This is a genomic window from Neisseria oralis (assembly GCF_045062685.1).
GTDB classification, from domain to species: domain Bacteria; phylum Pseudomonadota; class Gammaproteobacteria; order Burkholderiales; family Neisseriaceae; genus Neisseria; species Neisseria oralis.
This window is the reverse complement of sequence record NZ_JBJGEB010000001.1, coordinates 276,067-296,948: the sequence shown is the minus strand read 5'-3', so window position 1 is coordinate 296,948 and position 20,882 is coordinate 276,067. Positions and strand designations below refer to the sequence as shown.

The 20,882-nt window shown below is 56.3% G+C and carries 24 protein-coding genes; 16 read left to right on the top strand and 8 right to left on the bottom strand.

What is annotated here, in order from left to right:
* Positions 1-211: 211 nt before the first annotated feature.
* Positions 212-1,504: a valine--pyruvate transaminase gene (locus ACI43T_RS01515; protein WP_405385338.1), complete on the top strand. Its 1,293-nt coding sequence runs from the start codon at positions 212-214 to the stop codon at positions 1,502-1,504.
* Positions 1,505-1,994: 490 nt separating this feature from the next.
* Positions 1,995-3,065 (top strand): putative lipopolysaccharide heptosyltransferase III, encoded by a 1,071-nt coding sequence (gene rfaQ, locus ACI43T_RS01510; protein ID WP_297956292.1) that lies wholly within the window; start codon positions 1,995-1,997, stop codon positions 3,063-3,065.
* Between the two features lie 75 nt (positions 3,066-3,140).
* On the opposite strand, the gene ACI43T_RS01505 is transcribed toward rfaQ, so the two are convergent.
* Positions 3,141-3,455, bottom strand: a complete 315-nt coding sequence (locus ACI43T_RS01505; protein ID WP_377080909.1) for a porin — start codon at positions 3,453-3,455, stop codon at positions 3,141-3,143.
* Positions 3,456-3,555: 100 nt separating this feature from the next.
* Between ACI43T_RS01505 and ACI43T_RS01500 the strand changes: the two genes are divergently transcribed.
* The 6 genes from ACI43T_RS01500 (at position 3,556) to ACI43T_RS01475 (ending at position 8,941) form a co-directional block, all read left to right on the top strand.
* Positions 3,556-4,395, top strand: a complete 840-nt coding sequence (locus tag ACI43T_RS01500; RefSeq protein WP_405385337.1) for a carbon-nitrogen hydrolase family protein — start codon at positions 3,556-3,558, stop codon at positions 4,393-4,395.
* Positions 4,396-4,439: 44 nt separating this feature from the next.
* Positions 4,440-4,988, top strand: a complete 549-nt coding sequence (gene ruvC / locus ACI43T_RS01495) for a crossover junction endodeoxyribonuclease RuvC (protein WP_405385336.1) — start codon at positions 4,440-4,442, stop codon at positions 4,986-4,988.
* A 144-nt stretch (positions 4,989-5,132) separates the two neighbouring features.
* A complete protein-coding gene (locus tag ACI43T_RS01490; protein WP_405385335.1) occupies positions 5,133-6,002 on the top strand; it encodes a lipid A biosynthesis lauroyl acyltransferase in 870 nt (289 codons plus the stop codon).
* 791 nt (positions 6,003-6,793) lie between these two features.
* Positions 6,794-7,597 (top strand): 3'-5' exonuclease, encoded by an 804-nt coding sequence (locus ACI43T_RS01485; protein ID WP_009174352.1) that lies wholly within the window; start codon positions 6,794-6,796, stop codon positions 7,595-7,597.
* A 141-nt stretch (positions 7,598-7,738) separates the two neighbouring features.
* The gene (locus ACI43T_RS01480) at positions 7,739-8,626 is read left to right on the top strand and encodes a prephenate dehydrogenase (RefSeq protein ID WP_377081806.1); all 888 of its coding nucleotides are present in this window, start codon (positions 7,739-7,741) and stop codon (positions 8,624-8,626) included.
* 189 nt (positions 8,627-8,815) lie between these two features.
* Positions 8,816-8,941, top strand: a complete 126-nt coding sequence (locus ACI43T_RS01475) for a hypothetical protein (RefSeq protein WP_314106060.1) — start codon at positions 8,816-8,818, stop codon at positions 8,939-8,941.
* A 278-nt stretch (positions 8,942-9,219) separates the two neighbouring features.
* On the opposite strand, the gene ACI43T_RS01470 is transcribed toward ACI43T_RS01475, so the two are convergent.
* Positions 9,220-10,620 carry a tetratricopeptide repeat protein gene (locus ACI43T_RS01470; RefSeq protein WP_405385334.1) on the bottom strand — a complete coding sequence of 467 codons (1,401 nt, stop codon included), beginning with the start codon at positions 10,618-10,620 and terminating at the stop codon, positions 9,220-9,222.
* Between the two features lie 182 nt (positions 10,621-10,802).
* Here ACI43T_RS01470 and ACI43T_RS01465 point away from each other — a divergent pair, with 182 nt between their 5' ends.
* From ACI43T_RS01465 to ACI43T_RS01450, 4 genes are all read left to right on the top strand, one after another.
* Positions 10,803-11,711, top strand: a complete 909-nt coding sequence (locus ACI43T_RS01465) for an AAA family ATPase (RefSeq protein ID WP_405385333.1) — start codon at positions 10,803-10,805, stop codon at positions 11,709-11,711.
* A complete protein-coding gene (locus ACI43T_RS01460) occupies positions 11,698-12,612 on the top strand; it encodes a DUF58 domain-containing protein (RefSeq protein ID WP_405385332.1) in 915 nt (304 codons plus the stop codon). Before ACI43T_RS01465 ends, ACI43T_RS01460 begins: the two co-directional genes overlap by 14 nt.
* Before the next feature lie 76 nt (positions 12,613-12,688).
* Entirely contained in the window at positions 12,689-13,513 is an 825-nt protein-coding gene (gene prmC / locus ACI43T_RS01455; RefSeq protein WP_405385331.1) for a peptide chain release factor N(5)-glutamine methyltransferase, read from the top strand.
* A gap of 237 nt (positions 13,514-13,750) precedes the next feature.
* A complete protein-coding gene (locus ACI43T_RS01450; protein ID WP_009174346.1) occupies positions 13,751-14,140 on the top strand; it encodes a glycine zipper domain-containing protein in 390 nt (129 codons plus the stop codon).
* Between the two features lie 334 nt (positions 14,141-14,474).
* Here the strand turns inward: ACI43T_RS01450 and ACI43T_RS01445 are convergent, their stop codons facing one another.
* Positions 14,475-14,660: a hypothetical protein gene (locus ACI43T_RS01445; protein ID WP_009174345.1), complete on the bottom strand. Its 186-nt coding sequence runs from the start codon at positions 14,658-14,660 to the stop codon at positions 14,475-14,477.
* 391 nt (positions 14,661-15,051) lie between these two features.
* Between ACI43T_RS01445 and ACI43T_RS01440 the strand changes: the two genes are divergently transcribed.
* Entirely contained in the window at positions 15,052-16,422 is a 1,371-nt protein-coding gene (locus tag ACI43T_RS01440) for a Na+/H+ antiporter family protein (RefSeq protein ID WP_377081776.1), read from the top strand.
* Entirely contained in the window at positions 16,423-16,650 is a 228-nt protein-coding gene (locus ACI43T_RS01435; protein WP_405385330.1) for a SlyX family protein, read from the top strand.
* 79 nt (positions 16,651-16,729) lie between these two features.
* On the opposite strand, the gene lysA is transcribed toward ACI43T_RS01435, so the two are convergent.
* Entirely contained in the window at positions 16,730-17,950 is a 1,221-nt protein-coding gene (gene lysA, locus ACI43T_RS01430; RefSeq protein WP_405385329.1) for a diaminopimelate decarboxylase, read from the bottom strand.
* Positions 17,947-18,129, bottom strand: coding sequence for an LPS translocon maturation chaperone LptM (lptM, locus tag ACI43T_RS01425; RefSeq protein WP_293278346.1), 183 nt, complete (start codon positions 18,127-18,129; stop codon positions 17,947-17,949). Before lptM ends, lysA begins: the two co-directional genes overlap by 4 nt.
* 70 nt (positions 18,130-18,199) lie before the next feature.
* On the opposite strand from lptM, the gene cyaY reads away from it, so the two are divergent.
* Both cyaY and luxS read left to right on the top strand, forming a co-directional pair.
* The gene (cyaY, locus tag ACI43T_RS01420) at positions 18,200-18,523 is read left to right on the top strand and encodes an iron donor protein CyaY (protein WP_003755648.1); all 324 of its coding nucleotides are present in this window, start codon (positions 18,200-18,202) and stop codon (positions 18,521-18,523) included.
* 54 nt (positions 18,524-18,577) lie between these two features.
* The gene (gene luxS / locus ACI43T_RS01415) at positions 18,578-19,084 is read left to right on the top strand and encodes an S-ribosylhomocysteine lyase (protein ID WP_405385328.1); all 507 of its coding nucleotides are present in this window, start codon (positions 18,578-18,580) and stop codon (positions 19,082-19,084) included.
* A gap of 76 nt (positions 19,085-19,160) precedes the next feature.
* On the opposite strand, the gene ACI43T_RS01410 is transcribed toward luxS, so the two are convergent.
* From ACI43T_RS01410 to ACI43T_RS01400, 3 genes are all read right to left on the bottom strand, one after another.
* Positions 19,161-19,997, bottom strand: coding sequence for a PHP domain-containing protein (locus ACI43T_RS01410; protein ID WP_405385327.1), 837 nt, complete (start codon positions 19,995-19,997; stop codon positions 19,161-19,163).
* A 292-nt stretch (positions 19,998-20,289) separates the two neighbouring features.
* On the bottom strand, positions 20,290-20,508 hold the full coding sequence (locus ACI43T_RS01405) for a hypothetical protein (RefSeq protein WP_405385326.1): 219 nt from the start codon (positions 20,506-20,508) through the stop codon (positions 20,290-20,292).
* Positions 20,486-20,743 (bottom strand): RNA-binding S4 domain-containing protein, encoded by a 258-nt coding sequence (locus ACI43T_RS01400; protein WP_405385386.1) that lies wholly within the window; start codon positions 20,741-20,743, stop codon positions 20,486-20,488. The genes ACI43T_RS01405 and ACI43T_RS01400 overlap by 23 nt, the downstream gene beginning before the upstream one ends.
* Positions 20,744-20,882: the final 139 nt, after the last annotated feature.

Genomic DNA, 20,882 nt, shown 5'->3' with positions numbered 1-20,882 from the left:
CATCGTGTCGCAATGCTCTGTCCTTTAGAACCACTGTTCTGGAGAACATCATCAGCCCCTTGAAATTCTTCGGTTTCAAGGGGCATTTCCTTTGGTATCAAACATAAAAAACGAAAGGCCGTCTGAAATTTCAACATGCGAGTTTTCAGACGGCCTCTGCTTATGTTCAAGCTGTTATAATCACCTTCAAAGATACAGATACGGAGGTTTCATGCAGTTCTCGGCATTCGGCGAAAAATTCACGCAACACAGCGGCATCCTGCAACTTATGGACGACCTCGGCGACGCGCTCAAAAGCGACAAGCCCGTCAACATGCTCGGCGGCGGTAATCCGGCGCGAATCGCCGAAGTCAACGCCGTGTTCGCCGACGTATTTTCCAAGCTGGCGGCGGAACACGCCGTCGAGAACATCGGCAACTACTCCAACCCCCAAGGCGATGCCGCGCTGATTGACGCGTTGACCGCTTTCCTCAACCGCGAATACGGCTGGAACCTGACCGCCGACAATATCGCGCTGACCAACGGTTCGCAGAACGCGTTTTTCTATCTTTTCAACCTATTCGGCGGCAAATTCAACGTTTCAGACGGCCTCTCGACCGAAAAAGCCATCCTGCTGCCGCTCGCGCCCGAATACATCGGCTATGCCGACGTGCATGTCGAAGGGCAGCACTTTGTTTCCGTCAAACCGAAAATCGAAGCTGTCGAACATGAAGGCGAAGAAGGCTTCTTCAAATACCGCGTGGACTTTGACGCGCTGGAAAGCCTGTCCGAACTCAAAGCGGGCAAAATCGGCGCGATTTGCTGTTCGCGCCCGACCAACCCGACCGGCAATGTGTTGACCGACGGCGAAATGGTGCGGCTGGACGCTTTGGCGCAAGAACACGGCATTCCGCTGATTATCGACAACGCCTACGGAATGCCGTTCCCCAACATCATTTATAGCGACGTGACGCTGAATTGGCACGAAAACATCATCCTCTGCTTCAGCCTTTCCAAAGTCGGCTTACCTGGCGTGCGCACCGGCATCATCGTCGCCGCACCCGAAGTCGTCAAAGCCGTCAGCAGCCTGAATGCGATTGTGAACCTGTCGCCCACCCGCTTCGGCGCGGCCATCGCAACGCCGCTGTTGCAGGACGGTCGTCTGAAACAGCTTTCAGACGACGTCATCCGGCCGTTTTACCGCAATCAGGTGCAAACCGCCGTCTCGCTGCTCAAGCGCGAGCTGGGCGCGTATCCGCTGAAAATCCACAAACCCGAAGGCGCGATTTTCCTGTGGCTCTGGTTTGAAAACCTGCCCGTTTCGTCGCAAACCCTGTACGAAATGCTCAAAGCCGAAGACACGCTGATTATTCCGGGCGAACATTTCTTCGTTGGCATCGACACGCAGGATTACCCGCACGCCTGCGAGTGCATCCGCATGAGCATCGCCCAGGACGCGGAAACGCTGGAAAAAGGCATCGCCGCCATCGGCAGGGTGGTGCGCGGTTTGTACGACGCGGCGTGAGTTGGGGCAGGGCCTTCATTTAGACTCCCTGCAAAATTCCAAATGATTGAAAGCAAACCGCCAGCCTTGCGGACAAAATACGGTTTCGCAGTAAGTTTATTGAATATAGCCAGTTCGCTTGCTTTTTGATATATCTCTCACCATCAGGCGTCATTCCCGCGCAGGCGGGAATCCAGACCTGTCGGCACAGGAACCTGTCGGGGAAAAAGTTTCCTAAATTCTACATTCTGGATTCCCGCCTGCACGGGAATGACGGGATTCGATAAACGTCGTATCAAAAATTAAATAAGTTAGCTATAAAGGATTCAGGCCGTCTGAAAGCTGCTTTTTCAGTTTCAGACGGCCTGAAACTTTTTCATCAATACGATAACCGCTTATTTTTGCCTAGGTTTACCTTAAACGCGCCCTGCGGCGGGGCGGGCTTTGTTCCCTAAATCTTCCGACTGTTTTAGAATTGCAACTCTCATACAGGCCGTCGGAACGATTCATTATGTCTATTTCCCAGCCCGAACGGGTTTTAATCATCAAGCTGCGGCACCACGGCGACGTATTGCTGTCCACGCCGGTTGTGGACGCCCTCAAGCACAAATTTCCCGACTGCGAAGTCGATATGCTGGTGTATGCCGCCACCACCGACGTCATCCTCGACAACCGCCAAATTTCCAATATCTTCACCATCGACCGCGAATGGAAGAAACAGGGCGTCAGGGCACAGCTTGCGCATGAGAAGGCATTGTTCAAAAGCCTGAAAGCCAGAAACTACGATTGGGCGTTTAATATTTCCGACCAGTGGCGCGCGGCGTTTTTGGCCAAACTCTGCGCGCATTACAGTGCGGGCATCGCCTGCTGCAAGCGCGACAATTTTCTCTGGCGGCACTGCCACGATTTTCTGAACGAAGAACTCGACACTTCGCACCATATGGTCGAAAGCAACCTGAACGTATTGCCGCCGCTGGTGCTGCCGGAAGAATATCCGGCCAAAGTGCGTATGGAAATCGCCCCCGCCAACCGCGAAAGCGTGTTGGAAAAACTGAGCGCACAGGGCTGGAACGGCGAACCGTATGTGCTGGCGCATCCCGGCGCGCGCTGGTTTTTCAAGTGCTGGGAAGACGGTAAAAACGCCGCGCTGCTCCAGCTTTTGCTGCTCAACGGCAAAAACGTCGTTTTGACCGCTTCTCCCGATGCCGCCGAGCAGGAAATGGTACAAAGCATTTTAGGCCGTCTGAAAATCCCCGACGGCGTGCATGTGTGGGTGTTGTCCGGCTGCCTCAACCTGCGCGAGCTGGCCGCCGCGATTGACGGGGCGGAACTGTTTTTCGGCGTCGATTCCGTGCCGATGCACATCGCCGCCGCCCTCGACAAGCCGCAGGTGGCGTTGTTCGGGCCGAGCTGGGTCGGCCGCTGGCGGCCTTATTCGGATAAGGCCGAGGTAGTGTGGGCGGGCGATTTTGCCGAACTGCCGCACCCCGACAGCATCAATACCAACGACGCCACCCGCCTGCTCGGCGCGATTCCGTTGGACGTGGTCTGGGAAAAGGTGAGGGCCAAGCTGGGGCTGTGAGGCTGTCCGCCTCAGGCCGTCTGAAAAAACAAAACGGCCGCAAGGCCGTTTGTCGTCGGAGGTTCGGAGCGCCGTTCAACGCCCGATGCCGATATAGATTTCGCCGCCGTCCCGTCCGCGCCGGAGGTCGCTTTGCCGATCGCTTTTATCCCGCCCTAGCGGCGTGTCCTGCTCCATCTGCCAGATGACGCTGCTCCCGCCGCCTATCGGGTGCGAACCGCGCATTCCGATATGGCTGCCCAAATCGGAAACGCCCGTATAAGACGAAGTTTTGCCGCCGAATCTGGTTTGCGAAGTTTCCACACCGCTTTTCAAATCGCCGTAGAGCCGCACGTCGGCCGACGCAAACGCGGGCAGGGCGAGCAGGAGGAGGGTGAGCCGTTTATTCATTATGTGCATCCTTCGTTGGGAAAACGGGGGAAGTATATCCGCCCGCCTTGTAAACAAACCGCAATTCATGCAAAAGGCCGTCTGAAACAGGAAAACCGCCATGCAAAACATCCGCGCCGCCGCCGTGCAAATGATTTCCTCCACCGACCCCGACGCCAACACCGCCGCGATGAAACGCCTCGTGCGCCAAGCCGCAGAGCAAGGGGCGGACTGGGTGCTGCTGCCGGAATACTGGCCGCTGATGGGGCGCAACGATACCGACAAACTCGCCTTCGCCGAACCTTTAGTCGGCGGCCGTTGTGGCGAAACCCGCTACGCTCGTTTTCAGACGGCCTTGAGCGAAACGGCGGCGGAATGCGGCGTGGTGCTGTTCGGCGGCACGGTTCCGCTGCAAAGCCCCGACGCGGGCAAAGTGATGAACACCATGCTGGTGTACGGCCGCGACGGCGCGCAAATCGGGCTGTACCACAAAATGCACCTGTTCGGTTTCTCAGGCTTGGGCGAACGCTATGCCGAAGCGGACACCATCAGCGCGGGCGGCGATGTGCCGGAACTGAGTGCCGAAGAGGTTCCGCTTGCCGCCGGCATCTGCTACGATTTGCGTTTTCCCGAATTTTTCCGCGCCCAGCGGCCGTTTGACGTTTTGCTGCTGCCCGCCGCCTTCACTTATACGACAGGCAGGGCGCATTGGGAATTGCTGCTGCGCGCCCGCGCGGTGGAAAACCAATGTTACGTCGTAGCGGCGGCGCAAGGCGGCGAACACGAAAGCGACAGGCGCACTTTCGGCCACAGCATGATTATCGACCCGTGGGGCGAAGTGCTGGCCGTTTTGCCCGAAGGCGAGGGCGTCGTCGTGGCCGATTTGGACGGCGCGCGGCTGCAAAGCGTGCGCACCAGGCTGCCCGCGTTGAAACACAGATTGCTGCAAACCATTCTTTGAGGCCGTCTGAAAAACCGTTTTCCGGATTTCCGCTGATTTTCCCTATGACCCGAACCCTGCAAACCACCCGCATCCTAGGCATAGACCCCGGCAGCCGCGTAACCGGCTTCGGCGTCATCGACGTCTGCGGCCGCGAACATTTCTATGTAGCCTCCGGCTGCATCAAAACTCCGCCGGACGCGCCGTTGTCGGAACGTATCGCCGTCATCGTGCGCCATATCGGCGAAATCGTCCGGCTGTACCGGCCGCAACAGGCCGCAGTAGAACAAGTATTCGTCAACGTCAATCCGGCCTCGACCCTGATGCTCGGACAGGCGCGCGGCGCGGCATTGGCCGCCTTGGTCATGCACGAGCTGCCCGTGTCCGAATACACCGCCCTGCAAGTCAAGCAGGCCGTCGTCGGCAAAGGCAAGGCGGCGAAAGAACAAGTGCAGCACATGGTCGTGCAAATGCTGTCGCTTTCCGGCACGCCCCAGTCCGATGCCGCCGACGGCCTCGCCGTCGCCCTGACCCACGCCCTGCGCAACCACGGACTTGCCGCGCAGTTGAATCCGAACGGAATGAAGGTCAAACGCGGCCGTTTCCAGTGGTAAAAGGCCGTCTGAAAACGAGCGTAGCGGGTTTCGCCAAAAACAGTGCGGCGGGTTTCGCTAAAACCACCCCATTCCCGACCCGCAATCCGCCTGAAAAACAACCCTTTCAGTTATAATCGCATTTTTCCGCTTCCGCCAGCCGCCATGAAAGCCGCCTTTTTCCTCCTCTACCTCATTCAGCTCCTGCCCTTCAAAGCCATACACAAAATTGCCGATGCAGTGGGCATCCTTGCCTATTACGCCGTCAAACCGCGCCGCAAAGTCGGCGAGACCAACCTCAGAAAATGCTTTCCAGAATGGAGCGAAGACAAGCGCAAAGCCGTGCTCAAACGCCATTTTCAACACATGGCGAAGCTGATGCTCGAATACGGCCTGTATTGGTATGCGCCTGCCGACAGGCTGCGCAAACTCGTACATTATCAAGACAAACACCATCTTGACGACGCGCTCGCGGCAGGCGAAAAAGTCATCCTGCTTTATCCGCATTTCACCGCATTTGAAATGGCGGTTTACACCCTCAATCAGGACGTGCCGCTGACCAGCATGTATTCGCACCAAAAAAACAAAGCGTTGGACGAACAAATCCTCAAAGGCCGCCACCGCTACAACAACGTCTTCCTCATCGGCCGCACCGAAGGTCTGCGCGCGATTATCAAGCAACTGCGCAAAAGCGACGTCCCCTTCCTTTACCTGCCCGACCAGGATTTCGGCCGCAACGACTCCATCTTCGTCAACTTCTTCGGCATCCCCACCGCCACGATTACAGGCTTAAGCCGCATCGCCGGCATGACGAAAGCCAAAGTCATCCCCGCCATACCCACGCGCAATGCCGACAACACGGTTACGCTGCGTTTCTATCCGGCATGGGAAAACTTCCCTTCAGACGACGTTGCAGCCGACACCCAGCGCATGAACGACTTTATCGAAGCGCGGGCAAGGGAAAATCCCGAACAATATTTCTGGCTGCACAAGCGCTTTAAAACCCGTCCCGAAGGCGAACAGGGGTTTTATTGAATTACATACAATTTCAAACAAAAACAGGCCGGTAACCGCTCCGGCCTGTTTTTGTTTGAATGCGATTGAATTTGTATATGCCTGATGGGTTTTGAAAGTTTTGCGGGCTTTGGATAAAACATTCGGAAAAATATAGAAAAAAGATATTGCGAATGAGCGTTAGAAGGATGTTTTTCAGACGGCCTGAATATTAAATGGATAAATCGGTGCGATTTGGTTAATATATTAAAAATAATTTTATTTAAAATCAGTGTATTACAAAGAGAGGAAAATGGTTTGAAAACCATGCGGCTTTGTTTTGTGAAATTTAATATTAAAAAATAACCATTTTATAGAATTAAATTTCTAAAAAATAAAATTTAAATATTTTAAATTTTAAAAATATAATATTTTGAATAAAACGGAGAGATGTCGGAAAAATACATCTTTCGGGAAATAACACTTGGCAAACGTCTGGAAAAGGCGTAAATTCCGCTACACTTGATTACACGTTTTCAGACGGCCTCTCGGCCGTAAGGATTTCCGTGTATAGGGTTTTCCCCCTGCGGGAGCGTTTCGGCGGTTTGCTTCTCTCCGCTGGAACGGAATTTTATCGGTGCAGAGTTGAGCTGCGTCGGTAAAGTTGCAGGTGCAAGCCTGCATTGTTTGTGAAGCGTAAATCTCTGATTTGAGGTATTGGGGCAATCCTGTGGGGGGTTGCCCATTTTTTTGCCGTTTGCCGCCGGCTTTCTTTATCCTCCGCTTCATGTAACAATGCCGTCATTCATCCCGTTGGTTGCCGGAGCGACGCCATGACCCCGATTTTAGCCTTTGACATCGAAACCGTACCCGACGTACACGGCATCCGCCTGTTGTACGACCTGCCTGACAACCTGCCCGACAGCGAGGCCGTTATGTTCGCCCAGCAGAAACGCCGCGCCCAGACCGGCGGCGATTTCATGCAGCACCACCTGCATCAGGTGGTGGCCATTTCCTGCTGTATGCGCTGGGGGCAGGACAAAATCCATGTCGGCACCATCGGCGAAATGCACGACAGCGAAGAGGTGATGATTGCCAAGTTTTTCGACCTCATCGAGACCCATACGCCGCAACTGGTGAGTTGGAACGGCGGCGGCTTCGACCTGCCCGTGCTGCATTACCGTTCGCTGATTCACGGCATCGCCGCCGCGCGGTACTGGGACACGGGGGAGGGCGATTTCGGCGACAGCCGCGATTTCAAATGGAACAACTACATCAGCCGCTACCACAACCGCCATTGCGACCTGATGGACCTGCTCGCACTCTACCAGCCGCGCGCCAGCGTGCCGCTCGACGACATGGCCAAACTCTGCGGCTTTCCCGGCAAGCTCGGCATGGACGGCGGCAAAGTGTGGGAAGCCTTCCATGCAGGCCGTCTGAAAGACATCCGCGATTATTGCGAAACCGACGCGGCGAACACTTATCTGATGTACCTGCGTTTCCGCCTGATGAGCGGTGCGCTGGACGCCGACGAATACGAAGTCGAAATCAAACGCCTGAAAAACTACCTTGCCGACCAAGCGAAGGATAAGCCGCACTGGGCCGAGTTTACCCGTGCATGGCGGCAGGCCGTCTGAAGCCGGTGCGGCAGGCCTGTTCCCATATCACGGAAAACAGGCTTGCCGCCCGCCGAAACGTTACGCTAAGATTGAGGCCGTCTGAAACCACGTTCCCGTTTTCAGACGGCCTCCCAACCTTTTAACGGCTTTGCAGAAAACATGAACCCGCCCGCTGCACTCAGACAAATCACCCTTATCGGCGTCGGCCTCATCGGCGGTTCGTTTGCGCTGGATTTGAAACGGCTCGGGCTGGTGGAAAAAGTCGTCGGCATCGACCTGAGCCGCAGCAATCTCGACCGCGCGCTGGAGCGCGGCGTGATTGACGAAGCCTTTGATACCGTCAACGAAGACAATATCGGTGCGGCGGATTTGGTCCTCATCGCCACACCCGTATCGACCCTGTCCGCCATCTGCCGCAGCATCGCGCCGTTCCTCAAGGCCGGAACGCTGGTATCCGACGTCGGCAGCACCAAACAGTCCGCACTCGAAGCCTTCCGCGATTGCCTGCCCGGACATCTCCCGTACTGCATCGCCGCCCATCCGATTGCAGGTTCAGACCGCAGCGGCGCACTGGCCGCCCAGTTCGGCCTGTATCAGGGTAAAAAACTCATCATCACGCCGCACGGACGGGAAGATTCAGACGGCCTTTGCAGGCTGGAATCCTTGTGGCAGGCCGTCGGTGCCGAAACATACCGTATGAGCGCGGCGGAACACGACGCCGTATTCGCCGCCGTCTCCCACATGCCGCACCTGCTCGCCTTCGCCTTCGTTCACCAGATTCTCGACCACCCCGCGGGGCAAACCTACCTGAAGTTCGCTGCGACGGGATTCCGCGACTTCACCCGCATCGCCTCCAGCCATCCCGCTATCTGGACGGACATCTGCATGGCCAACAAAAACAGCCTGCTGGACTTAATCGGCGGCCTGCACGCACAGCTTGGTGTTTTGAAGGACATTTTGGAAACCGGCGACAGGCCTGCGCTTTACCGTTATCTGGAAGAAGCCAAACAGACGCGCGACGATTGGCAGGCGAATCAGCCGTTGTGAGGGCAGCGGCAAAATACAGCGAGGCCGTCTGAAACTTAAGTTTCAGACGGCCTTTTGATTGCCCGTTGTAGCAGTCGGTTATTTGAGGCGGGGGTGAATATTAGGAACTTTAATCGGATTATTCAGTCCCAAATACCGAATTGGTCAATACTGGTTCATTTTATGTTTATGATTTGATTTAAGGAGATTATGATGGAAGAATTAACGGTAAAAGAGTTGGGACAGGTGGCCGGAGGAATTAATTGGGATTCATTTGGATTCTTAGATTGGTTAGATCCTGATTTTTCTAACCCGTTCTCTCCGTTACTTCTTTAAAGAAGTTTATTGGACTTGGGAATTCTAATCCTCGCAGTAATTTGAGGATGGTTCACACAGTGCGGGATTATTGCAGGTAAATCAGCAAACCCGACCGAGGTTTGGGATGTGTACTTAAATGTGTGTCACATTTGCCGTTTTACTTGTCCTCCTGCCAGTCTTTACATGCTGGCGGATGCGTATTTCCAACTGATATGTTCAAAGGCCGTCTGAAACTTAAGTTTCAGACGGCCTTTTGATTGTGCTTGAGGCTGCCGATATTTTCTGCAATCTTCCGGTTACATCCGCCTGCGCCATTGTGCCAGCAGGTGCTTGAACGCTGCGGGATTTTCGTAGCCGTTCCAGATGGCGGCCTGGAGCCAGCGGCAGGCGGTGGCGACGTTGAAGGGTACGCCGCGGCCGTAGTAATACATGCGCGCAAGGTGGTATTGCGCCATGGCGTTGTCCTGTACGGCGGCGGTTTCGAACCAGTAGGCGGCTTCCTTCGGACTGTATTTCACGCCTTGGCCGTAGTAGTAAATCACGCCGAGCTGCGCTGCGGCGCCGCTGTGGTGGAATTCGGCGGCTTCAAGGTAGAGTTTGCGCGCCGCGGTGTAGTCCTGCTGCCTGCCGATACCTTCCTGATAAGCCAGTGCTTCCTGAAAGGTTTTTTCGATGTGCTGGAGTATCAGCGCGGTCCGTTTGATGTCTTCGTAGTGGTCTTGGTCGTGCAGGGCGGCATCGCTCAGGAGTTTGCGGCAGGCGGAGAGGCTGCCTGCTTCGGCGGCCTGACGGTAGTAGTTTTGCGCGGTATGGTGGTCGGGCCGGACGCCCAAACCGTAGCGGTAGATGTCGCCCATCAGCGAGAGGGCTTCGGGATGGCCGTATTCCGCGGCGGTTTCGGCATAGCGGACGGCTTTCAACTGGTTGCGCTCGGTCAGCGTGCCGATGAGGTAGTGCCGCGCAAGGGCGGTAACGGCATCGTAGTCACGCTGGTCGGCGGCGGCCTTGTACCAGTCCAGCGCGTCGGGGTTGCCCTGTTCGGCCAGTACGTCGGCCAACATGGTTTGCGCGCCGATAAATCCTTGTTCCGCGGCCTGACGGAGATGGAAGGCCGCACGCTCCAAATCGGGCGGGGTGCCCATGCCTTTGCGATAGATTTTGCCGAGCTGCCAGTGTGCGACGGAAAGCCCCTGCTCAGCGGCTTCGTGATAGAGGCCGCGGGCGATGGTCAGGTCGGCTTCGCCGGAGAGGTGGTAGTGTTGGGCGAGGAAGTATTGCCCGAACGGATGGCCTTGTCCGGCGGCTTTGCGCGCCCAATAGACGGCCTGCGGTTCGTGGTGGTCGGCATAGTATTCGAGCAGGCGCAGCTGCGCCGCCAGTATGCCGCGTTCGCCCAGCCACGCGTATTCGCTGAGGAAGGCGGAAAACGGTTCGCCCGCGCGTTCGCGCAGGTGCAGCAGGTTGTAAACGGCGTAGGGATGGTTTTGTTTGGCGGCGATTTCCAGCCACGGGATGGCGGCTTCGATGTCCGGTTCGGACTGCTCCAGAAAGATGCCGGCCAGTTGGAACGCGGCCTCGGCATGACCCTGACGGGCGGCTTGTTGCAGCAACGGCAGTGCCTGCCCGTAGTCGGGCGGATTTTGCGCCAGCAGTTGGTCTGCCTGCCGGAAAAGGGAATCTGATGCTGCGTTGGCCATGATTGGAAACGGGCGTCTAAAATTTCAAATTATACCTTCTCTGTAATTTATTGTTAACAGGGCGGCGTTTTACTGGTAGGTTTTCATGATAAAAGGTTGTTTGAGAGGATGTTTTCAGACGGCCTTTCTGTATTCCATGTTAAAATGCCGTCTGAATCAAACTACCACTCAAGTGAATAAAAATGAATCATCAGATACAACACGCATTACAGCAGCTCAACGGGCTGATTTTAGGGAAAGAGAACGTTTTACGGCAGATATTCGCCGCCGTGCTGGCGGGCGGGCATGTGCTTCTGGAGGACGTGCCCGGGGTGGGGAAGACCACGCTGTCGCACGGGGTGGCGGCGGTGCTGGGGCTGGACTACCGGCGGGTGCAGTTTACCAACGACATGCTGCCTTCCGATTTGCTGGGGGTTAATGTGTTCCGTCCGAACGAGGGGCGGTTTGAGTTTCATTCGGGGCCGGTGTTCCATGCGTTTTTGCTGGCGGACGAGATTAACCGCGCGTCGCCGAAATTGCAGTCGGCGCTTCTGGAGGCGATGGAGGAGCGGCAGGTGTCGGTGGACGGCGAAACCTATCCGCTGCCGCAGCCGTTTATCGTGATGGCGACGCAGAACCCGACCGAACAGCTCGGTACGTTCCCGCTGCCCGAATCCCAGCTCGACCGCTTTATGATGCGCCTGAGCATGGGCTATCCGGCCGCCGAGGCGGAAAAACAGCTTTATTTGCAGGGCGGCAGCCGCAGTGCGGCGGGCAGTTTGCAGGCCGTATGCGATGCGCGGCAGTTGCAGCAGTGGCAGCAGCAGGTTTCGCAGGTAACGTTTGCGCAGGCGGCGGCCGACTATGTGTATCGGCTGGTGCAGGCGACGCGGCAGTCCGGGCGGTTTGCGGCGGGACTCAGCCCGCGCGCGGGGCTGGCGGTGGTCGGCGCGGCCAAAGCATGGGCGTTTATGCAGGGGCGCGGACATGTGCTGCCCGACGACATCAAGTCGGTGTGGGTGGCGGTGGCAAACCACCGTGTCAAACCGGTGCAGCAGGGTTTGACGTCCGCACAGGTGCTGACGGATTTGCTCAATCATGTGGCCGTCTGAAACGGCACTCCTGCCGGTGCGGGACAATGAAGCGGCGGCCCGGCGGCACATCCGCACCGTACCGACCCGTTTGGGCGTCGGGCTGCTGGTTATGGTGGCCTTGTTGTGGCTGGTCGGACTGAATTATCAGGCCAATCTCGCCTATATCGCCGCGTTCTGGCTGTTGGGCTTCATCATCGTCGCCGTGCTACAAAACCGCGCCCAACTGCTCGGCCTGCGGCTTGAGGTGAAGATGCCGTCTGAAATCTTTGCGGGCACGCCCGCCGAAATAACGTTGGACGCCGCAGGCAATACCCGCCGCCGACGGCTGTGGTTGGCGCAGGATGACGGAGACGGCTGGCAGCCGTGGCATATTCCGGGCGGTTCCGCGTCTGCCGTTTTGCCGTTGCAGGCGCAGATGCGCGGCTATTTGCGGCTGCCCCTGCTGCGCGTCGCCGCTGCCGCACCGTTCGGTATCTGCACGACGGAATGCCGCTGGCAATGGCGGAGCGACAAAGTCGTGTTCCCCGCGCCGGAAGCGCACGATCCGCCTGCGGGATTCCATGCCGACGAATGCGGCGGCGTACAGGCCGCGTCTGCGCGCAGCAGCGACGATTTGTCCCACCTTCAGGCGCATCAAAGCGGCGCGTCGTTGCAGCACATCGCTTGGAAGACCTACGCCAAAACCGGCGAAATGCTCGACAAAAAATTCGAAGCCGCCGAAGCGGGCGGCGGCAGTCATATCATTTCCTATCGGGACTATCCCTCCGCAGGACGGGAACAGCTTGCCGCATTGCTCTGCCACCGCGTGCTCGAAGCCGAACGTCGCGGCATACGCTACGAACTCGAACTGCCCGGACGCACCGTCGCGCCGCAGAAAAGCCAGCGTGAAATCTGCCTGACTGCGCTGGCCCTGTGGTGAGGCCGTCTGAAAACATACCGGATGGCGGCCGGTTTCACTATAATCCGTCCGTCCGAACCCGAAAGGCCGTCTGAAAATGCCCACCCCCGACCAATGGCTGCGCACCTGCCCGCTGCCCCGAAACGAAGCCAGAATGCTGCTGCAACGCGCACTCGGCTGCACGCGCGTGCAGTTGCTGACGCAGGGCGGCAGCGAAATGTCCGAACACGCCGCCGCTACCGCGCAGGAGTTGGCGCACCGCCGCATTCAGGGCGAGCCGATGGCCTATATTTTGGGCGAACGCGAATTTTACGGGCGCATGTTCCGCGTCAATCCCGACGTATTGATTCCCCGCTCCGAAACCGAACACCTGGTCGAAGCCGTCCTCGACCGCCTGCCGCCGCAGGGCAGGGTGTGGGATTTGGGGACGGGCAGCGGCGCGGTGGCCGTAAGCATCGCGCTGGAGCGCCCCGACGCACGGGTGCGCGCATCCGACATCAGCGCGGCCGCCCTGCACACCGCCGCGCAAAACGCCGCCGCTTTGGGCGCGGACATTGAGTTTGCACTCGGTTCGTGGTTCGATACCGACAGGTCGTCTGAAAAAAAATCCTACGACATCATCGTTTCCAATCCGCCGTATATCGAAGCGGGCGACGCGCATCTCGAGCAGGGCGATTTGCGCTTCGAGCCGCAAGGCGCGTTGACCGATTTTTCAGACGGCCTCTCCTGCATCCGCGCGCTGGCCGCCGGTTCGCCCGCGTATCTGAAAAACGGCGGATGGCTGCTGCTCGAGCACGGCTGCGGCCAAGGAGGGCAGGTCAGGGCGGTTCTGGCGGAACACGGCTTCTCGCGTATCGATACCCTGCCGGATTTGGCGGGGTTGGACAGGGTAACGCTGGGCGTTTTCGACCACGGAAATTGATTTTTCTCACCGAAAGGCCGTCTGAAATCCGGTTTCAGACGGCCTTTTTGCAGGATTGATACAGCCCGCCCGCCCGCCGCACCGCACCGCAAAGTACCGCAGGGTAAGGAACATGACGTAAGCCCAACATTCGTTTACGCTATTTTGCCGCAGCGGCGCAGACGCCCTTTGAAAAGGCTGTCCTATAATATCTATACATCCGGCACTTGCCGAAGGTGTATAAGAAAGGAAGAGATTATGACCAAAAAACAGCTTATTACTGCTTTAGTTGCCGCAACGCTGGCTTTCCCGGCCGTTACGGTTCAGGCACGCGGTACGGACAACCAGAAAAAAGCCACTCTGGCCGGCGCGGCTGCGGGAGCGGCTTTGGGCGGCATTTTGGGCAACGACGGCCAAAGTATGCTGATTGGTGCGGCCGCCGGAGGTTTGGCAGGCAACGCCTATGCCTACCACAATAAGAAAATGAACCAGAAAGACGCCGAAATCGAACGGCGCGACCGCTGGTACCGCGATTCACGTTATTACGACGACTGGTACGACCACGGACGTTACAAGCGGCACAGCCATTTCCGTCCCAAGAAAAGACACTGGCGCGATTGGGACGACTGGGATGACTGGGACGATTAAACCGGACAGGTTGTTGGAAACGGTTTGAAAGGCCGTCTGAAACGGTAACGTTTCAGACGGCCTTGTACAAATTTCTACATAATTTCTATTGGTGCCGGTTTCGGATGCATCAATTCTTCGTATGTTATCTTGATTGCGATGTTTATCGGCGGGGAGAGGGCTATCATGTCTTCATAGGCGGCGGTTATCCGAATCTCCGCCCGAAATCCGTTTCAGTCCGGTCATGCCTGTTTTTTTCGTTGCAGTCCCCTTATTTTAAAAAACGCCGTCTAAAAAACAATCCGGCAATGCCGGATTGTTTTCCGTCATGAAACGCCATGACTTTTAAAATTACCTATATATACATACCCGGATCTTCCGGTATTCTAACCCGTCCCGCGTCCCGCATTCTGCGTTCGAATTCTTCGAGTGAGATGACAAAATCTCTGGGAGCGGGGGCAATCAAATCACTTATATGCTTCACTTCGCCTGAATCGCCGCCCGACACCTGTTTCAATTCAAAAACATTCAACTTTTTCATGACAACCTCTCCTAAATTTAACTATAAAAAGGTATTTGAAATCAGTTCTTTTGAAATTTTAAGAATGGACTTCATTGGTTGAGAGTTCTTACTCGAATCAAAGTTTGTTTTGAAAAACAAAAAACCGTAAGCGGCGGTTTAAGAATCATCTACCTGAAAAACATAAATAATACAATGTGTTATTAAAATATCAACTGCGTCGGCGCAATGATTCGGCGCAATTTTCCGCGGCATTCCGGCCTCTTTATTCGGGGGCGGGGCCGTTTGTTCTTGAGGGATTCAATATTGAAGGCGGGCGTGGCGTGGGTTATGATGTTTCTTTGTTAACGTTTTTCAGACGGCCTTTGATGCCGTCTGAAACGGACGGGTTGTAACCAAACGGAGAAAAGGCATGAATGCCGTTGTGATTGCTGTAATCGTGATGCTGGCGTTGTCGCTGGCGCGGGTGCATGTGGTGTTGAGTCTGACCGTCGGTGCGTTTGCCGGCGGGTTGCTGGCGGGGATGCCGCTGACCGATGTGGCCGATGCGGCGGGCAAGGTGTCGCAGCCGGGTATTATCACCGTGTTTCAAAACGGTTTGTCCGGCGGGGCGAAAATTGCGCTGTCATATGCGATGCTGGGGGCGTTCGCTATGGCGATTACCCATTCCGGCCTGCCGCAGCAGCTTGCCGGCGCGGTGGTGCGCAAACTGAACCGCAACGGCGCGGAATCGGGAACGAGTATGGTGAAATGGCTGCTGTTGCTGGTGATTCTGGTGATGGGCGTCCTCAGTCAGAACGTTGTCCCTATCCATATCGCCTTTATTCCGATGGTCATTCCGCCGCTGCTGTTGGTATTCAACCGCCTCCAGGTCGACCGCCGCCTGATTGCCTGCGTGATAACTTTCGGTTTGGTAACGACGTATATGTTTCTGCCTTACGGGTTTGGTGCGATTTTCCTGAATGAAATCCTGTTGGGCAATATCCGTTCCGCCGGTATGGCCGTGGACGGCATCAATGTGATGGAGGCGATGGCGATTCCCGCGCTGGGCATGGCGGCGGGCCTGTTGCTCTCGTTCGTCCATTACCGCAAACCGCGCGTGTACCAGAGCAATCAAATCGATACGGCCGACAACCGTTCCGCAGCCGACCAGCCGGAGCCTTCGTACTACCGCAGCCTAGTGGCGGGCGTGGCGATTGCGGTCTGCTTCGCCATCCAGTTGGTGTACAACGATGCGCTGCTGCTGGGCGCGATGCTCGGTTTCGCTGTATTCATGACTTTGGGCGTGGTCAAACGTCACGATGCCAACGATGTGTTCGGTGCGGGCATCAAAATGATGGCGATGGTCGGCTTTATTATGATTGCCGCGCAGGGGTTCGCCGCGGTGATGCAGGCAACAGGCGACATCCAGCCGTTGGTGGACGGCAGTATGAAAATGTTCGGCGGCAGCAAAGGTATGGCTGCGTTTGCCATGCTGCTGGTCGGACTGCTGGTTACGATGGGTATCGGTTCGTCGTTTTCCACCCTGCCGATTATTACGGCGATTTATGTGCCGCTGTGTATGAGCTTGGGCTTTTCGCCGCTGGCAACCGTGGCGATTGTCGGCACGGCCGGCGCGCTGGGCGACGCCGGTTCGCCCGCTTCCGATTCGACCCTCGGCCCGACCATGGGGCTGAATGCCGACGGCCAGCACGACCACATCCGCGATTCCGTCGTGCCTACTTTTATCCACTACAACATCCCGCTGATGGTGGCCGGATGGATTGCCGCGATGGTGCTGTAAATGAGTGCGGCCGGCGATTTGGAACACCGCATTACCGAACTGGAAATTCAGACGGCCTTGCAGGAAGATTTGATCAGCAGCCTGAACGATACCGTCGCCAAAATGCAGCAGACGTTGGACTTGCAGCAGGCGCAGTTGAGGCTGCTTTACCAGCGGATGCAGGACAAAGGTGCGAACGGCGAGCGCGAACCGTATAGTCTGTGCGACGAGGTGCCGCCGCATTATTGATGGGTTTTGATGGAAAAGGCCGTCTGAAAACTGGGTTTCAGACGGCCTCTTGTGTATTTTGTTCTATTTTGTCCGGTGTTTACAGGCAATCCAGTTCGTTTGCCATTTGTTGCTCCCATGTTTCGCGCCGGCGGATGAGTTTGCTTTCGTTGCCGTTTACCAGCACTTCCGCCGCCCGGTTGCGCGCGTTGTAATTGCTTGCCATGCTGGCACCGTATGCCCCTGCGCTGCGGATGACCAGCAAATCGCCTTCTTCGCAGGCAAGGGTACGGTCTTTGCCGAGGAAGTCGCCGGTTTCGCAAATCGGGCCGACGATGTCGGCGGTCAGCGGCGGGATGTTTTTTGGGTCTACCGCTTCGATATGGTGATAGGCGTCATACAGGGCGGGGCGCATGAGGTCGTTCATGGCGGCATCGACCATGACGAAGTTTTTCTCTTCGCCGTGTTTGATGAACTCGACGCGCGCCAGCAGCGAGCCTGCGTTGCCGACCAAGCTGCGGCCGGGTTCGAGGATCAGTTTCAGACGACGTGTGCCGATCAGTTTTTGAACCGCTTGGGCATACGCGCCTAAATCGGGGACGGTTTCGTCTTGATAAACGATGCCGACGCCGCCGCCTAAGTCTAAATGTTCCAAAACGATGCCTTCGTCGGCCAATCGGTCAACCAAAATCAAAATGCGCTCGCAGGCTTCGACCAGCGGGCTGAGGTCGGTCAGTTGCGAACCGATGTGGCAGTCGATGCCGATGATTTTGAGGTGGCTTTGGCGGGCTGCATGGCGGTAGGCTTCGAGCGCGTCGGCGTAGGCGATGCCGAATTTGTTGGCTTTCAGGCCTGTGGAGATATAGGGATGGGTTTTGGCATCAACATCGGGGTTGACGCGCAGGGAGACGGATGCGGTTTTGCCCAAGCGTTCGGCAACCTTTTGAATGCGGTCGATTTCGGGGATGCTTTCCATATTGAAGCATTTCACGCCTGCATGAAGCGCGAATTCGATTTCCGCCTCGCTTTTGCCCACGCCTGAAAATATGGTTTTCGCCGCGTCGCCGCCCGCCGCCAAAACGCGCGCCAATTCGCCGCCGGAAACGATGTCGAAACCGCTCCCCAGCGAGGCGAAGTGTTTGATGATGCTCAGATTGCCGTTGGCCTTGACGGCGTAGCAGACGAGCGGGGAGAGCGCGGCAAACGCGGTTTGGTAGTTTTCAAACGCTTCGGTCAGCGCGGATTGGCTGTACACATAAAGCGGCGTGCCGAATTCTTCGGCAAGGCGGGAGTAAGGGACTTGTTCGCAATGCAGGGTCATGGTTGTGCTTTGGCTTTGTCTTGTTCCGGTTGGCTGGCGGGGGTGTGAATCGGCAAGCCGGTTTGGATCACGCCGAAACGCGCCTTGTCGCCTTCCTTGGGCAGATAGAGGTCGCCTTTATAACCGCAGGCCGAGAGCAGGAGGGCGGTTGCCGCAGCAAAAAATACGCCGTATTTCATCGGTAAACTTTCTTCGCAAGCGCGAATGTGGCAAGATTCGGTATCTTAAACAAAAAACACGCAAAAAGCCATGATGACCGAAAGCGAATTCATCCGCATGAGCGAAGAATTGTTCGAACACATCGAAGACCAAATCGACGAAAACGGCTGGGATTTCGACTGCCAGTTTGCCGGAAACGTCCTGACCATCGAAGCGGCGGACGGCACGCAAATCATTGTCAACCGCCACACGCCCAATCAGGAATTGTGGATTGCCGCCAAAAGCGGCGGCTACCATTTCGCCGAGCAAAACGGCAAATGGCTGGCAACGCGCGACGGACGGGATTTCTACGACGTTTTAAACGAAGCCCTGAGCGCGGCTTCGGGCGAAGCGGTGGAGATTGCCGAATTGTAATTGGACTCAGAAGCCCATCCTACCCCAAAACCATTCATTCAAAAGGATAACCAAATGCCCCTGTTAGACAGTTTCAAAGTCGACCACACCCGTATGCACGCCCCCGCCGTGCGTGTGGCGAAAACCATGACCACGCCCAAAGGCGACACCATTACCGTATTCGACCTGCGCTTTTGCGTTCCCAACAAAGAAATCCTGTCCGAAAAAGGCATCCACACGCTGGAGCATTTGTTCGCAGGCTTTATGCGCGACCACTTGAACGGCAACGGCGTCGAAATCATCGACATTTCCCCGATGGGCTGCCGCACCGGTTTCTACATGAGCCTTATCGGCACGCCCGACGAGCAGCAGGTCGCCGATGCATGGCTCGCTTCGATGCAGGATGTGGTCAATGTCAAAGACCAAAGAAAAATCCCTGAATTGAACGAATACCAATGCGGCACCTATCTGATGCACTCGCTTGCCGAAGCGCAGGAAATCGCGCAAAACGTGTTGGCGCGCAAAGTAGCGGTGAACAAAAACGAGGATTTGACGCTGGATGACGATTTTTTGAAAGGGTAGTTTCCATTCTTTGACGAAGATGAGATAAGGCCGTCTGAACACTGGATTTCAGACGGCCTTTATATTCGGTTTAGGTTTATACCGGTTTGAAATGTTCCCAAACCGGTTTGCAGTTTTCCGGCAGTTCGGGACATGCGCCGAGGATACCGCCACTGAAGTCGTTTAAGCGGTGGAAGTCGCTGCCCGCGCTGGCGAGCATACCGAAGCGTTCTGCCAAAAGCGCGTAGTTGAGGCGGTCGTTTTTGCAGCAGTTGCCGCTGTGGACTTCGATGCCCACGCCGCCGAGGTTTTTAAATTCTTCAAACAGATTGCGCTTGGCGGTGGCGGACAAGTCGTAGCGCATGGGGTGGGCGATGACTGCCACGCCGCCCGCACCGTTGACGGCGGAGACGCAGTCTGCCAGCGTCGCCCATTCGTGGCGGACGGCGCAGGGTTTGCCGTCGCCCAAGTATTTGGTGAAAGCCTGCTGCTTGTTTTTGACGTGTCCCGCTCGGATGAGGAACTCGGCGATGTGGGTGCGGCTGACCATTTCTTTGTTTGCCGCCAGCGCGAGCGCGCCGTCGTATGCGCCGCCGATGCTTTTCTTTTCGAGCTTGGCTGCGATGGCTTCGAGGCGTTTCAGACGGCCTTGCCGTACTTGTGCCAACAGGTTTTGCAGGTTTTCGTCCTGCTCGTCGAAATCCAAACCGACAACGTGTATGGTGCGCCCGCGCCAAGTTACGGAGATTTCCACGCCGTTGACGAAACGCAGCCCGAGCTTGTCCGCTTCGGCACGCGCTTCAGCAATGCCGCCGGTGTGGTCGTGGTCGGTCAACGCCAGCAGCGTGCAGCCGTTTTGATGCGCGAGGCGCACGACTTCAGCGGGGGAGAGCATACCGTCAGAAACGGTGGAATGGCAGTGCAGGTCTATCATGGGGCGTTATGTGAGTGGTGAACGGTGGGTAGGGTGTCAATATTGTCAGGCAGTGTGGCGACGACGGTAATTTTAAAAACGGGTGTATGGCAAATTCAAAGGAAAAGTCGCTATGCCGTCATTCCCGCGCAGGCGGGAATCCAGACTTTGATTTGTCAGAAATGTTTAAGGTTAACCGCTATTTCAAACTTCTAGATTCCCGCCTGCGCGGGAATGACGATATGAACGTTTTCAATTTTAATCTACTATAAAAGGCCATCTGAAAACGTGGTTTTATCAAGCCGAACCGTTTTCAGACGGCCTTTCCGTTGTCTTCGTCGTTCGGCCAACCCGCTTCTTTCAATTTCCGCCGTTGCGCGTCGTAGCGGGCTTTTTCCGTCCAATAAACCGTCTGGATGCAGACATCGCCGCAGTCGCTGCCGCAGCATTCCCACGATTCGGGGCGGACGGGTTCGTCTAGAAGCGGCTCGCCCAAGAGGGCTTCGGCTTTATTCTTCAGGGTCGTATCCATCGGTGATTTCCAAGCGCGCGCCGTCAAACTCGATGACTTCGCCGCCGCGTATTTTGGCGGTTTTGCGGGTTTCGGTTTCGCCGTTGCGCAACACCAGCCCTTCGGCGATAAACGCCTTCGCCTGCCCGCCGCTTTCGGCAAGTCCGGCGAGTTTCAAGAGGTCGCACAGGGCGATGTATTCGTTGTCTTCGAGATAGACGGTGGCTTCCATGTCGGTATCCTGTTTAAAAAAGATTGGAACATTTTAGCACGCGAAGGTTTCAGGCCGTCTGAAAAGCCTCGTCCTCTTTTGGCGAAACTCACTTTGTCCGTTTTAGCGAAACCCGCTTCACTCGTTTTCAGACGACCTTTTTCCAACCCTGCTACAATACGCC